The organism is Halorubrum sp. Ea1 (assembly GCF_002252965.1).
Lineage (GTDB): Archaea > Halobacteriota > Halobacteria > Halobacteriales > Haloferacaceae > Halorubrum.
In genome coordinates this window covers 106,123-121,156 of record NZ_NHPG01000022.1, presented here as the reverse complement: position 1 = coordinate 121,156, position 15,034 = coordinate 106,123, and the positions used below count along the sequence as shown (strand labels likewise).

The 15,034-nt window shown below is 70.9% G+C and carries 12 protein-coding genes; 8 read left to right on the top strand and 4 right to left on the bottom strand.

Features of this window, described 5'->3' with window-relative positions; translation table 11 throughout:
- Positions 1-74 precede the first annotated feature (74 nt).
- Genes DJ73_RS03210 through DJ73_RS03200 form a run of 3 tightly spaced genes read left to right on the top strand, consistent with a single transcriptional unit; the run spans position 75 to position 2,961 of the window.
- Positions 75-1,139, top strand: a complete 1,065-nt coding sequence (locus DJ73_RS03210; protein WP_094557275.1) for a metal ABC transporter substrate-binding protein — start codon at positions 75-77, stop codon at positions 1,137-1,139.
- Entirely contained in the window at positions 1,136-1,891 is a 756-nt protein-coding gene (locus DJ73_RS03205; RefSeq protein WP_094557274.1) for a metal ABC transporter ATP-binding protein, read from the top strand. Before DJ73_RS03210 ends, DJ73_RS03205 begins: the two co-directional genes overlap by 4 nt.
- Positions 1,888-2,961: a metal ABC transporter permease gene (locus tag DJ73_RS03200; RefSeq protein WP_094557273.1), complete on the top strand. Its 1,074-nt coding sequence runs from the start codon at positions 1,888-1,890 to the stop codon at positions 2,959-2,961. The genes DJ73_RS03205 and DJ73_RS03200 overlap by 4 nt, the downstream gene beginning before the upstream one ends.
- Here DJ73_RS03200 and DJ73_RS03195 read toward each other — a convergent pair.
- Both DJ73_RS03195 and DJ73_RS03190 read right to left on the bottom strand, forming a co-directional pair.
- Positions 2,958-5,456 carry an RND family transporter gene (locus DJ73_RS03195; protein WP_094557272.1) on the bottom strand — a complete coding sequence of 833 codons (2,499 nt, stop codon included), beginning with the start codon at positions 5,454-5,456 and terminating at the stop codon, positions 2,958-2,960. The genes DJ73_RS03200 and DJ73_RS03195 overlap by 4 nt on opposite strands.
- Before the next feature lie 69 nt (positions 5,457-5,525).
- Positions 5,526-7,232, bottom strand: a complete 1,707-nt coding sequence (locus tag DJ73_RS03190) for a COG1361 S-layer family protein (protein ID WP_094557271.1) — start codon at positions 7,230-7,232, stop codon at positions 5,526-5,528.
- A 169-nt stretch (positions 7,233-7,401) separates the two neighbouring features.
- On the opposite strand from DJ73_RS03190, the gene DJ73_RS03185 reads away from it, so the two are divergent.
- Positions 7,402-8,088, top strand: a complete 687-nt coding sequence (locus DJ73_RS03185) for a TetR/AcrR family transcriptional regulator (protein WP_094523065.1) — start codon at positions 7,402-7,404, stop codon at positions 8,086-8,088.
- A gap of 75 nt (positions 8,089-8,163) precedes the next feature.
- Here the strand turns inward: DJ73_RS03185 and DJ73_RS03180 are convergent, their stop codons facing one another.
- On the bottom strand, positions 8,164-8,865 hold the full coding sequence (locus DJ73_RS03180) for an HD domain-containing protein (RefSeq protein WP_094523067.1): 702 nt from the start codon (positions 8,863-8,865) through the stop codon (positions 8,164-8,166).
- Between the two features lie 246 nt (positions 8,866-9,111).
- Between DJ73_RS03180 and DJ73_RS03175 the strand changes: the two genes are divergently transcribed.
- Entirely contained in the window at positions 9,112-10,044 is a 933-nt protein-coding gene (locus tag DJ73_RS03175) for a cation diffusion facilitator family transporter (protein WP_094527709.1), read from the top strand.
- 274 nt (positions 10,045-10,318) lie between these two features.
- Positions 10,319-11,005 carry a YqjF family protein gene (locus tag DJ73_RS03170; RefSeq protein ID WP_094557270.1) on the top strand — a complete coding sequence of 229 codons (687 nt, stop codon included), beginning with the start codon at positions 10,319-10,321 and terminating at the stop codon, positions 11,003-11,005.
- 105 nt (positions 11,006-11,110) lie between these two features.
- Here the strand turns inward: DJ73_RS03170 and DJ73_RS03165 are convergent, their stop codons facing one another.
- A complete protein-coding gene (locus DJ73_RS03165; protein WP_094523073.1) occupies positions 11,111-12,421 on the bottom strand; it encodes a Glu/Leu/Phe/Val dehydrogenase in 1,311 nt (436 codons plus the stop codon).
- A 209-nt stretch (positions 12,422-12,630) separates the two neighbouring features.
- On the opposite strand from DJ73_RS03165, the gene DJ73_RS03160 reads away from it, so the two are divergent.
- Positions 12,631-13,095, top strand: coding sequence for a PH domain-containing protein (locus DJ73_RS03160; protein ID WP_094557269.1), 465 nt, complete (start codon positions 12,631-12,633; stop codon positions 13,093-13,095).
- Positions 13,092-15,034 (top strand): PH domain-containing protein (locus tag DJ73_RS03155; RefSeq protein WP_254921578.1); only part of this gene is annotated, 1,943 nt, incomplete at its 3' end. The genes DJ73_RS03160 and DJ73_RS03155, both read left to right, overlap by 4 nt.

Below are 15,034 nucleotides of genomic sequence, written 5' to 3'. Positions count from 1 at the left end.
GGCTAGAGTTAGACTTGTCTAATCTTTTTCTTAGACCCAAAGCGTATTACGTTCCCACCGACAAACGGCTGGTAATGCGCACCGACACGAACGAGGCCGCGGGCCTCTCTCGACGGCGGTTCGCCGGCATCGGCGCCGGCGTCCTCGCGGGGGGTCTCGCCGGCTGCACGGGAAACGCCGCCGATCCGGGAGACGGCGGCGGCGGAAGCGACGGTGAGGGCGCCGACGCCGGAGAGTACACGGTCGTGGCCTCTTTCTTCACGTTCTACGACTTCGCCGACACGCTCGCCGAGGGGACGGTCCTGAACGTCGAGAACCTCGTGCCGACGGGCCTCCACGGTCACGGCTGGGAGCCGGACCCGTCGATCCAGCGGCGGATCACCGACGCCGACGCCCTGGTCCACGTCGGGCCCGACTTCCAGCCGTGGGTCGACCGCGCGATCGACACGCTGGAAGCGGAGACGACGGAGACGGCGCTTATCAACGCCCGCGCCGGGGTCGAGCTGCTCGACCTCGCCGACTCGCTCACCGAGGACGAGGCGGTCGAGGACGCGAAGGACCCGCACTTCTGGCTCGACCCCCAGCGCGCGAAGGTCGCGGTCGAGAACATCGCGGACGGGCTCGCGGCGCTCGCTCCCGACGACGAGGCGACGATCCGCGAGAACGCCGACGCGATCGACGCGGAGCTCGACGCGCTCGACGAGGAGTGGACGGCCGTCTTCGACGCCGCCGAGCGCGACGTGGCGTTCCTCGCCGCACACAACGCCTTCGCCTACGTCTCGGAGCGCTACGGCGCGACGATCGAGCCGCTGGTGGTGAACCTCGCGGCCAGCAACGACGTCCGGCCGGCCGACATGCAGCGGGCGCAGGACACGATCGCCGCCAACGACATCCGACACATCGGCGCGGCCGTGTTCGAGCCGATCCGGCCGGCGAGACAGCTCTTGGAGCAGACCGACGTCGAGGCGTACTTCCCGGTGACGCCGTACGCCGGCACCGCCGAGTCCTGGGTCGAGCGGGGGTGGGGGTACTTCGAGATCGCCCGTCAGGTGAACCTGCCCACCTTCCGGATCCTCCTCGGTCTCGACGACCCCGAGGACGTGACGTTCGCCGACTACGGCCGGAACTTCGAGCCATGAGCGGTGACACCCCCCTCGTCGACGTCCGCGGGCTGACGTTCGGCTACGCCGCGACGCCGGTCGTCGAGGACGTGGACCTGCGGGTCGACCGGGGCGAGTACGTCGGGATCGTCGGGCCGAACGGCTCCGGGAAGAGCACCCTGCTCCGCCTCCTTCTGGGCCTCCACGAGCCCGACGCGGGGTCGGCCGAGCTGCTCGGTCACCCCGCCCGGGCGTTCGCGGAGCGCGAGCGCGTCGGCTACGTCGCGCAGGACGTGACCGAAGACGAGAAGCGCATGCCGATCACCGTGAGCGAAGTCGTCCTCATGGGGCGGTTCCCGCACGCCGGCTTCGGCCGGGTGACCGCCGCCGACCGCGACCGCGTCCGCGACGCCCTGGCGACGGTCGGCATCGAACACCTCGCCGACCGGAAGATCACCGCGCTCTCGGGCGGGCAGCGCCAGCGGACGTACATCGCGCGGGCGCTCGCCGGCGAGGCCGAACTGCTCGTCCTGGACGAGCCCACCGTCGGCGTCGACGCCGAGTCGGTCGACGCCTTCTTCGACCTGCTCGACGAGCTCGTCGACGACGGGATCACCGTCCTCCTCGTCGAACACGACATCGGCGCCGTCATCGAGCACGCCTCGCGGGTCGTCTGTCTCAACCGCGAGGTGTACTTCGACGGCGAGCCGACCGCGTTCGCCGAGAGCGACGCGCTCGACCGCGCGTACGGGACGAACGTCCGCCGCGAGGAAGGGGGGATCGTCACGTGACCCCCGCCGGTTCCGCGGCCGTCGCGTCGGCGGCGTCGCCCGCCGCCGTCGTCCCGCTCCTCTCCGCGCCGTACGACCTCCTCTCGCGGCTCGTCGGCCTGTGGAGCGACGGGCTCGGCTGGGTCGGCGACCGGCTCGGGATCGCGATGCTGGAGTACGTCTTCATGCACCACGCGTTCCTCGTCGGCGCGCTCATCGCCGTGATGGCGCCGCTGATCGGCACCTTCCTCGTCCACCGGCAGCTCGCGCTCATCGGCGACGCGCTCGCCCACACCGCGTTCGCGGGCGTCGCCGTCGGGCTGTTCGTCAACTCGCTGCTCGGGACCGGGATCTCGCCGTACGTCACCGCGATCGTCGTCGCCGTGATCGCCGCCCTGGCGATCGAGCTGATCGCCGAGACCACCGACGCGTACAACGACGTGTCGATGGCGATCGTGCTCTCGACCGGGTTCGCGCTCGGCGCGGTCCTCATCAGCCTGAACACCGGCGGGCTCGCGGTCGGGATCAACCAGTACCTGTTCGGGAACCTCTCGACGGTCTCGCGGGAGAACGCGGTCCTGCTGGTCGTGCTCTTCGCGATCGTCTCGCTGGTCGTCACGGTCACGTACAAGCAGCTGCTGTACGTCACGTTCGACGAGACGGCCGCCCGCGTCGCCGGGATCAACGTCCCCTGGTACAACCGCCTGATGACGACCCTGACCGCCCTCGTCGTCGTCGGCGCGATGCAGATCATGGGCGTCATCCTCGTCGCGGCGATGCTCGTCGTCCCCGTCGCGGCCGCCGCCCAGCTCGCACGCGGCTTCCGCGAGGCGCTGCTCGCGTCGGTCGTACTGGCGCAGATCGCCGTGGTCGCCGGGATCACGCTGTCGTTCAACTACAACACGACCGCCGGTGGCACGATCGTTCTCGTCGCCGTCGGCGTGTACATCGTCGCGGTGCTCGCCGGGAAGGTCCAGTCGCGGCGGGCGGGCGACGAGGCCCCCGAGCGCGTCGACGGCGCCGAGCGGGCGACGGGCGAGGGCACCGACGTCGGCGGCGACGACGTCGCCGGAGCAGAGTCGACCGACTAGTCGGCCCGCTCCGTCGGCTCGTCGCGGAGGGTCCCGTCGAGCCCGAGACCGACGCGGTCGCCGTACCGGCTCCAGACGACCACCAGCGACGGGACGAGCAGGATCGAACAGAGGTACGCGTACAGCACGCCGAGCGCGAGCAGCACGCCGAAGTCCCGCAGGAGCGGGATCACGGCGAGCCACAGGACGCCGAGCCCGCAGACGGTCGTGAGCATGCTCCCGGTGAGCGCGCCGCCCGTGCCCGCGATTGTGATGTCGAGCGCGTCCTCGACCGCGTTTCCGGCCTTGAACTCGTCGACGAACCGGTGAACGAAGTGGACGGTGTAGTCCACGCCGAGTCCGATCGAGACCGAGAGGATCGGCGCGTTGATCGGCGTCAAGGGGATGTCGAACAGCCGCATCGAACCCACGAGCAGGCCGACCGTGACGAGGACGGGCACGAGGTTGAGCAGGCCGTACACGGCCTTCCCCTCCAAGTAGGCGTAAGAGAGCGCGAGGAACACGGCCGTGAGCACGAACGCGGCGATCAGGCTCCGGATCGCGGACTCGGTCAGCCGGTCGATCACGGCCTCGTTGACGACGAGGTCGCCCGTCGGAACCGCCTGCAAGGGAGTGCGCTCCGCGAGCGCCCGGACGCCGGCCACCGCTTCCGAGTCGTCGGCGCCGGGGCGGATCGTGTAATCTATCCGCGCGCTCCCGCGGTCGGCGGCGAGGTACCCGCGCGCCCGGTCCCGGTCGGGCGAGTCGAGCAGCGCGTCGTACACCTCGTCGACGTTGCGGTCGGGGACGCCCGTCCCGAGCCGGTCGTTGCGGTCCACGAGCGCGCCGAACTCTGGATCGCGCGCCGCCCGGTCCTCGATGACGGTCACGACGCTCGTGGAGGCGGCCCGGCGCTCGTCGGTCGTCTCGAAGGCGTCCGGCGGATCGCGCGTTGTCCGGTCGATCAGCTCCAGGGCGTCGTCGTCGCGCACGGACTGGTCGACGTACAGGGTCACGCTCCCGACGAAGCTCTGCTCGAACTCCTCCTCGAACAGCGTGAGCACCCGGAGGAAGGTGTAGTCGGTCGGCGCGAGCGGCTCCGGCAGGTTCGAGTACGTCTCCAGCCGGTCCTCGTCTGGGAAGAACGCCTCCTCCGAGAACTCGGTGTTCACGCCGGTCCCGTACGCGCCCCCGACCGCGCCGCCGACGAGCAGGACGGCGACGACCGCCACGGGCGCGACCTTCGAGAGGTCGACCCCGACGCGGAGCACGCGCCCGAGCCGCGAGCCGCCCGACCCGAGCGGCGTCGTGCCGAACGCCGGGATCGGCAGCCGCTCGCGCCAGCGGTCGACCACCACCTTCGTCGCCGGGAGAAAGACGCCGAACACCGTGAGCGTGAACGTGATCCCCGCCGCGGCGACGAGCCCGAAGTCCCGGTTAGGCTCGAAGGGACTCACGAGGTTCGAGGCGAGCCCGAACACCGTGGTGATCGTGACCAGCAGGAAGGCGATCAACAGCTGATCGGTCGTGGTCCGCATCGCCGCCGCGATCGAGAGCCCCTCGCCGCGCTCCTCCCGGTAGCGGTTGACGATGTGGATCCCGAAATCGATCCCGACCGCGAGCAGCAGCGGGAAGACGGTAATAAGGGAGTCGGAGAAGGGGATCCCCGCGTATCCCATGAACCCGAAGGTCCACAGGAGCGACATGAGCAGGGCGGCGAGGCCGATCCCCATGTCGATCGGGTCGCGGTAGGCGAACACGAGGAAGCCCAATATCAGGAGCAGCGCCGCGGGGAACACGATGACCGCGGTGTCGGTCAGCAGCGCCGTGACCTCCGACTGGAGGATCCCGTCGCCGAAGAGGACCGCGTTCTCGCCGGCCTCGTTGCCCGGCACCGAGTCGACCACGTCGACGCTCCGCGTCTGTAGCTCTGTCACTCGGGCCGTCGTGGCCGCCTCGGGCAGGTCGTAGGTGACACCGACGATGGCGGCCCCGGCTCGCTGGGCTGTCGGGTTGTAGTCGACAGACACCTGCGCCGCGACGGCGCCGGACGCGTCGGCGTCGGCGATGGCCGTCCGCAGCTCGCTCGGCGTCGCCTCCGCGACCGCGTCGCGGCGCTCGCCCGGCGTCTCCGCGGTCGGGTCCAACCGTCGGGCGACCGCGTCGGCGTGGCTCGTCGTCGAGCTCACTCTCAGGGTCGACCGCGACTCCAGCCGCTCCTGAGTCTCTAGGACCCGTATCAGCGCCGATCGCGAGAGCACGTTGTCGTCGGTGACGATCACCTGCGCCGACGTCGCCGACCCGCCGATCGACGTCTCGAACTCCTCGTCGATGTCGTCGAGCGCGCGCTGGGCGGGGATGTCCTGCGTGAACTGGTCGGCGCCGGCCGAGGTGGTGATCCCCCCCACCCCGCCGACGGCGACGACGCTGATCAGGAGGAAGACGGCGATCACCGCCACCGGTCGCTCCGTGACGAGCTCGTCGACCCGCTCGACGAGCCGGTCGGCCGCGGTCACCGTCGCCTCCGTCGACTCAGGACCCCCCGGTCGCTCGGAGACGCGCGGGCATTGGTGTCGCCCATCCGGTCACCGCCGCCGGTACCGGACGAGCGCTCCCGCGCCGGCGACCACGACGAGGAGGCCGACGGCGAGCGGTAGGAGTGGGAGCCCGCCGTCGTCGGTCGGTTCGGTCACCTCGACGGGGTACTGGGTGACGTCCGATATCCGGTCGTTACCGCGCTCGTCGTCGTAGCGGAAGTCCAGCTCGATCGGGTGGGTCTCGACGGTCGCCCCGGGCGCGGCCGCCACGTCGAAGGCAATCTCGGTCGACTCGCCGGGCGCCAGCTCGTCGACGAACGCCTCGTCGTCGGGGGCCGACAGCGGGCTGTCGGCGTACAGCCCGGCGTTGATCGACGAGAGCGTCTCCGGGCGCTGATTCGTGATCTCGAAGGTGATCCGCCGGGTTTCGCCCGCCGGGACGGTCGCGTTGTCGGCGGCGAGCTCGAACTCGGGCTGCCGCGGCGCGACCTCGATCCGCCGGGTCTCCTCGACCGCGATGGCCGAGTCGCCGTTCGTGTACTCGGTGGTGAACCGGAACTGCCGGGGGCCGGGGTCGGCGCTCCCGCTCACCTGGGCGTCGAACGAGAAGTCGACGGACTCGCCCGCCGGGATCTCCGGGAGGGCGTACCGCCGCTCGCCGACCGTCACCCGGTCGCTCTGCGGGTCGGCGACGAGCACCGCGTCGTCGACGTCGAGCGGCCCCTCGTTGGTGAGCGTCCCGCTGACGCTCCCGGAGTAGCCGACCTCCAGGCTCCCCTCCACGCCGTCGATCGAGAACGACTGCTCGGAGATCGGCACCACGCCGGCCCGGGACGCGGGAGAGGTCTCGTCGATCCCGTCCGCGTCGCGGTAGTCGACGGTGGAGACGAGCGCGTACGCCCCGCCGCCGAAGTCGGGCGAGACCGTCGACTCGAACGTCACCGTTCGGTTCTCGCCGGGCGCCCAGTCGCCGACGAACGACTCGGCGCTCCCGTCGCTTCCGATGACGGCCTCGCTCCCGGTCGTCGTTCCGGTGACGACCGCGTCGCGAGCGACCTCGTCGCCGACGTTCCGCATGGTTGCGGTGACCTCGCCGCCCCCGCCGACCTGCGCCTCGGTGCCGGTCTCGACGATCGCGAAGCGCGCGCCGTCGTCGACGACGATCGTGACGTCGAACCGGTCGGTACCGCGCCGGTCCTTGTGGTCGTTGAACTCGGGGATGACCTCGAAGGTGTACCGGTAGCGGGCCGTCACCTCGACCTCGTAGGAGCCGTCCGGCACGTCGTCGGGGACCGTCACCTCGAGCGGGACCTGCACGGGGCTCGCGTCGGTCCGCACGTCGCCGACGACCGTCCGGCCGTCGCCGACCTCGATCGGCACGTCGCCGTCGTCGACCGAGAGCGTGAGTCCGCGCGCCGTCGTCACCCGCGGGTCGAGCTGGTTGCCGAACTCCATCTCGCCGGTGTTGAGGACGTCCAGCGTCACCGTCGATTCCGCGCCGCTCGGCACCGTCCGCTGGGAGGCGAACAGATCGAGGGCGGGCGAGCCGCGGATCTGGCGCTCCGTCGTCTGCGCGGCGATACCGCCGTCCGCCGTCGGACCGACCGCGGCGGTCCGCGCGCCGTCGACGTCCTGCCCGGCCGTGGAGGCCTGTCCGACCGGCGCCGCGGCCCCGGCGAACGCGGCGGCGCCGACGAGGGCCGTGACGGCGACGACCGCGAGAGCGAGCGCGCCCGCCCGCGCTGGCCGGCTCATCTCTCGCCTCCGCCGTTTCTCCCATCGACCGCGTGGGGGCGCCGAATCGGGGACCGACCGCCGGACGCGTCGCGTCGAGTCATACGGTCGTGTGGGTCGCTCCCGTGTTAAGCGTGTTGAATGAACGTTCAATCAGGAGCGTTTTGTGCGTGGCCGCGATGGACTCACCATGCACGACCCGTTCGCGGAGCCCGCCGACACTCGCCAGGCCATCTTGGGGGCGGCGTTCCGCGCGCTCTGCGAGCACGGGTACGCCGATCTCACGATCAGCCGGATCGGCGAGGAGTTCGACAAGAGCCCGTCGCTCGTCTATCACCACTACGACGGGAAAGACGAGCTGCTCGTCGATCTCCTCGGGTTCCTGCTCGACGGGTTCGAGGCGTCGGTGTCGGCGGGCGAGTTCGACTTGACGCCCCACGAACGGCTCGACATCTACCTCTCGGCGACGACCGATCCCGGCTCCGTCGACGACGAGCACGCGCCGGACGCGCAGTTCCTGACCGTCATCGTCGAGCTCCGAGCGCAGGCCGCCAGCGACGGCGCCTACCGCGACCACTTCGACCGCAGCGACCGCGTGTTCGAGGCGTTCCTCGAACGGACCGTCCGCGAGGCGGCGGCGGAGATCGACGGCGGCACCGACGTCGACGCCGACCGCGACGGGGACGATTCGACCGATCCGCGCGGCGACGCGTCCGCGATACCCCCCATCGAGGTGGCCTCGACGCTTCAGACGCTCGCGACCGGGGGAATGCTCCGCTGGGCGACGACCGCCGACCGGGACTGGACCGACGACACCCGTCGCGGCGCCCGTCGATATCTGGAGGCGATGCTCCCGCGGGTCGACGTCGAGGGGTGAGCCTGGAGCGAAGCCGGGGCTGACCGGGAACGACCTCTCGGGGGATAGGTGGCCCGCGAACGAGGGGTCCGGCGGTCAGCGTTCGGTAACGCCTTCGACGTCCATCCGCGTGACCTCCTCTTCGAGCCACTCTTTCAGCCACTTCACGCGCTTGATGCGCTGGTGGGCGATGCTCTCGGCGCTGTCGGAGACGACGCGCTCGGTGTGGTCGTGGGCGCGCTGGAGGACCCGGTCGACCATCTTCGCGGCGTCCATGTGCGTGCGGGACTCGTACCCCATCCGCAGCAGCATCAGCACGGCGCCGTTGGCGCCGACCTTGTCCAGCACGTCGGCCTCGATCAGACACCGACTCTCCAGCGGCACGTCCGCCAGATCGCCCGTGTACGAGTGGTCGACGACCGCCCCGCACACCTCCTCGATGAACGACTCGGGGTAGTTGCCGCGGCTCTGGAGATACTCTCGGGCGACCCGCGCGCCGGCCTCGGCGTGCACGTCCTGTTCCGCCTCAAGCTTCGCGACGTCGTGGAACACCGCGGCCACGCGGACCACGTCGACGTCGGCGCCCTCCGCCTCGGCTATCTCGGTCGCGAGGTCGACGACGTTGACGATGTGGTTGAACCGGTACTCCGCGGAGTGCCAGGGGTACCAGCGCATCCGCCCGCCGTCCTCCTCGCTCTCGACGCTGGCCGCGAGGTAATCCCTCACAAACCCCATCATCTCCTCGAAGTCCTCGTCGCTCACCTCCGTTTCCTTAATCTCGACGCCCACGGAGACCACCCCGGGCGAAAAACTCGTGATTCATTACCGGTACCGAGGAGCGTTTCGTTCTTAGTCGTTACGACGGGGGGCGATCGGCTCCGCTCGGGCCCGACGCGTCGGCCGCCGGCGGTCTCGGCGCTCTGGCCGTCCGCGGACTCGCGGCGCGCTCGCGGCACCCCCGCACTCCGTCCGTGCCCCCGGAGGAAGTGACCCGCCGGGCGACGCGGCGAGGCTCTTAAGAACGGCCGGCGACGACCCGAACGTATGTGGCGCCCCTGGGGTGACGGCGAGAAGGCCCGCTTCCAGCGGGCCGCAGGGGTGAACATCTTCGGCAACGCGCTGAAGATCGCGGTCGTCGGCGCGACCGGACTGGCCTTCGGCAGCGTCGCGCTCCTCGCCGACGCCGCGCACTCGGTCGCCGACCTCGTCGCCAGCGCGGTCGTGTTCGTTTGGGGGGGCTCCCGGTACGACGCCGCCGACGAGACGCACCCGCACGGCCACCAGCGGATCGAGCCGCTGACGGCGCTGTTCGTCGGTGCGGTCATCGTCCTGCTCGGCGTGCTGCTGCTGCGGGAGTCCGTCTCGGAGTTCCTCGGATCGCCGGATATCACGGCCAGCCCGATCCTCGTCGCGGCGCTGCTGTTCGCGCTGATCGACATGTACCTCCTCTACCGGTACACGGAGCGCGTCAACGCGACCCTCGGGTCGACGGCGCTGACCGCGCTCGCGGCCGACTGTCTCAACGACATCTACACCACCGTCGCGGCGCTGTTCGGCGTGTTCGGCGCCCTGCTCGGGTTCCCCGTCCTCGACCCGGTCGCCGGCGCGCTGGTCAGCGTCCTCGTCGTCTACCAGGGCGTCGAGATCGGCCGCGAGAACGTCACCTACCTCGTCGGCGCGGCGCCCCCGGCCGGGGACCGCGAGCGGGTGACCGAGGCGCTCCGCGAGCACCCGGCCGTCGAAGGCGTCCACGACTTGACGGTGTATTACGACGGGACCGATCTAGAGGTCGAGGTCCACGTCGAGGTCGACGGCGGGATGACGCTCCGCGAGGCCCACGAGGTCGAGACGGCGCTCGTCACCGGCCTCCGCGACCTGGACGACGTCGGCGATGTCCACGTTCACCTCGACCCCTCCGGACTCGGCGAGTGGAAGGACGCCGAGGACGCCCCCGACGGGATCGACCTCGGTACCTGAGCCCCCGCAGGCGGGGACGACGACCGTGTGCGGCGCCGTCGGAGACGGAGCCGGCGCGATTCCCGACGGAGCCGACGCGATTCCCGACGGAACCGACGCGACTCCCGACGGAACCGACGCGACTCCCGACGGAGCAGACGCACTCTCGATCCGGGGAACCGGCGCGACTGATCGGCGAGGGGACGCATCCGACCGCGCTTCGGACCGCCCGTCCGAAACCGGAACGCGCCTCGACGGTCGTGCGGGTTTTGCCCCTCGCGTCCCTACCGATCGCATGTTCGGACGCCGCTGGCTGGAGATGACGTGGCGCGACGGGCTGTTCTGCCACTGGCCGGTCGATCCGGCCGTCGTCGACGAGACGCTCCCCGAGCGGCTCACGGTCGCCACGCACGACGGAGACGCGTACCTCGGCGTCGTCGCCTTCGTGATGGATGACATCCGCCCGCGAGGCGTCCCCTTCGGGCTCTCGTTCCCGGAGCTCAACCTCAGGACGTACGTCGAAGGGCCGAGCGGCCCCGGCGTATATTTCTACAACCTCGACGCCGACGACCGCCTCGGCGTCGCGGTCGCCCGGCGGCTGTTCGCCCTGCCGTACTACCGCGCCGAGATGAGCGCGACCCGTCGAGACGACGGGGCCGTCCGGTTCCGGAGCCGTCGGACGCACCGGGGGGTCCCGGACGCCCGCTTCGACGCCACCTACGGTCCGGCGGGCGAGGCGTTCGCGGCCGAGCCGGGGTCGCTCGCGGCGTTCCTCCTTGAGAACTACCGCTTCTACGCGGACGGAAATCGCCTCTACCGCGGCGAGATCGCCCACGAGCCGTGGACGCTGCGAGAGGGAACCGCCGATCTCCGAGAGAACACGCTCTTCGAGGCGAACGGCTTCGAGCGCCCCGCGGGCGAGCCGCTCGTCCACTACGCGGAGCCGGTCGACGTGAGCGCGGACCGGCTCCGGCGGGCCTGAACTCGGAGTCTCGGCGCCACCCGAGAGGCCGCCGACCGGGGCGCTGACCGGGAGGCCACCGACGGCGGCGCCGACCGCGACGACGCTGACCGCGGCGCCGGCCCTCTACGGGAAGAGACCGCGGTACTCGTGGGCGCTCGCCGTGCGTTCGAGCGCGAGGGTGTACGCCGCGGTCCGGAGGTCCGGGAGCCCCTTCTCGTCGTACTGGTCGATCGTCTGGTCGAACGCCGTCCCGATGCGGCGTTCGAGCTCCGCGTTTACCGTCTCAAGCGGCCACGAGAACTCCTGAGCGTTCTGGACCCACTCCAAGTACGAGACGATGACGCCGCCGGCGTTCGCGAGGATGTCCGGCACCACTTGCACGTCGCGCTCGGTCAGCGCCTCGTCGGCGGCGACGGTCGTGGGCCCGTTCGCGGCCTCGACGATGGACGACGCGCGCAGGGAGTCGACGTTGTCGGCGGTGATCACGCCCTCGACGGCGGCCGGGATCAGGACGTCGACGTCGAGCCTCAGCAGCTCGTCGTTGCCGATCGCGTCGGGGTCGTCCCAGCGCTCGCCGCCGTCGGTCGCTCGCCCGCTGTCCGGCGTCGCCCGCAGATCGCCGGCCACGTACTCCTCGATCAGCCCGCCGGCGCTCACGTGCGCGGCGAGCGCGCTCACGTCGAGCCCGTCGGGGTCGTAGGCGGCGCCGGTCACGTCGGAGGTGGCGACGATCCGGGCGCCGGCCTCGTCGAGGAGCCGGGCCGCGTTCGACCCGACGTTGCCGAACCCCTGGATCGCGACGGTCGCCTCCGAGAGGTCGCGGTCGAGGTACTCGAAGAGCCGCTCGGTGACGATGGAGACGCCGCGTCCCGTGGCCTCGACCCGTCCGGGCGTCCCGCCGACCTCCAGCGGCTTGCCGGTGACGACCTGCGGGACGGAGTGGCCCTCGTACATCGAGTAGGTGTCCATCATCCACGCCATCGTCTGCGGGTTCGTGTTCATGTCCGGCGCGGGCACGTCGGTCTCTGGGCCGATCATCCGCCGGATGCCCTCCGTGTACCGACGGGTGAGGCTCTCCAAGTCGTTCTGGGTGAGGTCTTTCGGCTCGCAGATCACGCCGCCCTTGGCGCCGCCGTACGGGAGGTCGACGAGCGCGGTCTTCCAGGTCATCCACCCCGCGAGCGCCTCGACCTCGCGCTGGCTGACGGTCGGATGGAACCGGACGCCGCCCTTGAACGGCCCGCGCGCGCTGTCGAACTGGCAGCGGTACCCCTCGAACACCTCGACCTCCCCCGAGTCGAGTTCGACCGGGAGGGTGACTTTGAGCGTCCGCTCGGGGTGTTTGAGCCGCTCGAAGACGCCGTGATCCACGTCGGCGTACTCCTCCGCGCGGTCCATCTGTGCCAGCATGTTCTCGAACGGATCGTCCGCCATATTCGGCCCGACTCGGGCCCGGGTGATATCGGTTTCGGCAATACTTGACCCCGGTAGAGAGTACCTCTCAAATGCGTCGAGTGCGCCCTCAGTGCGAGGACTATCACGGGCGTCTCCGGGGCCTGATGGCGACCCGTTTCGCCCGGACTTATACGTCGGCGCCGACAACGACGGCGTATGATACGCGGACACGCGGCGGGGGAGCCTCGATGACGGCACAGTCGCTGCATCCCCGGATTCGGATCGTGTGGATCCTCCGCGCGGTGATCGTCGCGGCGGTCTTCTCTCTCCCCTTCGCCGGCGGGTTCTACATCGGCCGCCTCCCGATGTGGGCGCCCTTCGCCGCCGGCGGCGTCGTCCTCGCGCTCGGCGTGGTCCACGCCGTGCTCAAGTACCGACGGTGGAGCTACGAGATCCGCGAGGACGCGCTGTACCTCGACCGCGGCGTGGTCACGCAGGTCCGGACGACGGTGCCGCTGGTGCGGATCCAACACGTAGACTCCCGGCGCGGCCCGGTCGAGCGCGGCGTCGGGCTCGCCTCCTGCGTCGTCTACACGGCCGGCTCCCGCGGCGCGGACGTCCGGATTCCGGGACTGACGCCGGACGGCGCGAGCGACCTCCGCGAGGAGCTGAAGCGACTGGCGATCCGCGCGGACGGGGAGGACGCGGTGTGAAGCTCGCGCCCCAGTCGGTCCCGTACCGCGCGCTCCAGAAGGTGTCGGGATTCGTCGTGGTCGCCTTCTTCGTCGCGAACAGCAACGACTGGGGGCTCCCGGCGGCGGCGGCGGCCGGCGGCGCGATCCTCATCGCGGCGCTCGCGTACGAGACCGCCTACTACCGGCGCTTCGACTACGAGCTCACGGCGGACACCCTCGACATTTCCTCCGGGGTCATCTCGCGGCGCGAGCGGGAGATCCCCTACCGCCGGATCCAGAACGTCGACGTGAGCCAGAGCGTGATCCAGCGGGCGATCGGGATCGCCGCGGTCGACTTGGAGACCGCCGGCGGCTCCTCCACCGAGGGGTCGATCCGCTTCGTTAAGCCGGCGGAGGCGACCCGGCTCCGCCGCGAGGTCCAGCGCCGCAAGTCCGGCTCGTCGGCCGGCGAGGCGAGCGCGACTGAGGGCAGCGCCGACGGCGCCGACCGCGACGCCGTCGGTCCGGCGGAGGAGGAGCTGTTCGCCATCTCGCCGGGAGAACTCGCCCTGGTCGGCGCACTGTCGTTCGACGGCCGGCTCATCGGTCTGCTCGTCTTTCTGAGCTCGGGATCGGTCCCGGTGCTCTCGGGCTTCATCCCCGAGGCGTCCGCCACCGCGCTCACCGCGACCGCCATCGTCGCAGTCGGCGGGCTGTTCCTCGTGTCGTGGATCCTCGGCGCGGGGGTCGCGTTCTCGAACTACTACGGTTTCCGCCTCTCGCGCGCCGGCGACGAGCTCAGGTACGAGCGCGGCCTGTTCCGGCGATACAGCGGCTCGATCCCGACCGAGAAGGTCCAGACGCTGACGGTCTCCGACAACCCGGCGAAGCGGGTGCTCGGGTACGCGAGCCTCTCGATCGAGACCGCTGGCTACGCCCCCGGCCAGTCCGGCGACGGGGGGAGTCAGGCGGCGGTCCCCATCGCGACGACGGACCGCGTCTACCGGCTCGCCCACGAGGTGGAGTCGTTCGGGACGCCGACGTTCTCCCGGCCGCCGAAGCGGATCCGGTGGCGCTACGTCTTCCGGTACGTTATCGCCGTCGCGGTCCTCGTCGGGGTCGCCTTCGCCGTCGACTGGTTCGTGACTCCGGACCTCCCGTGGTACGGCCCCGCCGTCCTCCTGCTTGCGGTGCCGCCGGCGGCGCACCTGAAGTGGAAGCACCGAGGCTACTGGCTCGGCGACGACCACCTGCTCACGCGCAACGGGTTCTGGAGCCGAACGGTGACCGTCGTCCCCTACTACCGGATCCAGACCGTCATCGACAGCCGGACGATATTCCAGCGCCGGTGGAACGTGGCGACGATCGTCGCCGACACCGCCGGGAGCAGCTCGTTCAGCGGCACGTCGGCGGCCGCCGTCGACTTCGAGCTCGACGAGGCGATCGAGCTCAGAGAGGCGTTACAGGAGCGGCTCCAGTCGGCGCTCACCACCCAGCGGGACCGCCGCGACCGCTTCGAGTGGTTCGAGGGCGACGTCGACGAGGCGGTCGAGGCGGGTCCCGACGACGACGCCGACGGGGTGGACGTCGCAGACGCCGAAGAGGCCGCCGGTGCCGGACGGGCCGGGGCTGGCAACGACGCCGACACCGGAGACGACGACGCCGCGACCGCGAGAGACGCCGGGATCCCCGACGCCGACCGAGATGCCGAACGCGGCGACACCCAGAGCGGGGATTCCTCCGACTCCGGCTCCGATGCCGACTCCGACCCCGTCGACGCCGAGGACGAACCCGAGATCCCCGACGACGGGGTGGTCCGGCCGGACTTCTCCACGACCGACCGCGACTACTCCGAGCCCGCGGAGCGGATCGACACCGGCGAGTACGCCGTCGACCGGTTCCCCTCAGACGCCGACGTGGCCCATCAGCGGGGCGGACGGAACGGAGAGGCCGACGAGGGGACGTCGGACGAGGAGAC

Bases quoted from the DNA above. Each gene is read 5' to 3' on its own strand.
- DJ73_RS03210 (WP_094557275.1), top strand. From the start codon at position 75: ATGCGCACCGACACGAACGAGGCCGCGGGCCTCTCTCGACGGCGGTTC.
- DJ73_RS03160 (WP_094557269.1), top strand. From the start codon at position 12,631: ATGACGGCACAGTCGCTGCATCCCCGGATTCGGATCGTGTGGATCCTC.
- DJ73_RS03175 (WP_094527709.1), top strand. From the start codon at position 9,112: ATGTGGCGCCCCTGGGGTGACGGCGAGAAGGCCCGCTTCCAGCGGGCC.
- DJ73_RS03190 (WP_094557271.1), bottom strand. From the start codon at position 7,232: ATGAGCCGGCCAGCGCGGGCGGGCGCGCTCGCTCTCGCGGTCGTCGCC.
- DJ73_RS03185 (WP_094523065.1), top strand. From the start codon at position 7,402: ATGCACGACCCGTTCGCGGAGCCCGCCGACACTCGCCAGGCCATCTTG.
- DJ73_RS03205 (WP_094557274.1), top strand. From the start codon at position 1,136: ATGAGCGGTGACACCCCCCTCGTCGACGTCCGCGGGCTGACGTTCGGC.
- DJ73_RS03170 (WP_094557270.1), top strand. From the start codon at position 10,319: ATGTTCGGACGCCGCTGGCTGGAGATGACGTGGCGCGACGGGCTGTTC.
- DJ73_RS03165 (WP_094523073.1), bottom strand. From the start codon at position 12,421: ATGGCGGACGATCCGTTCGAGAACATGCTGGCACAGATGGACCGCGCG.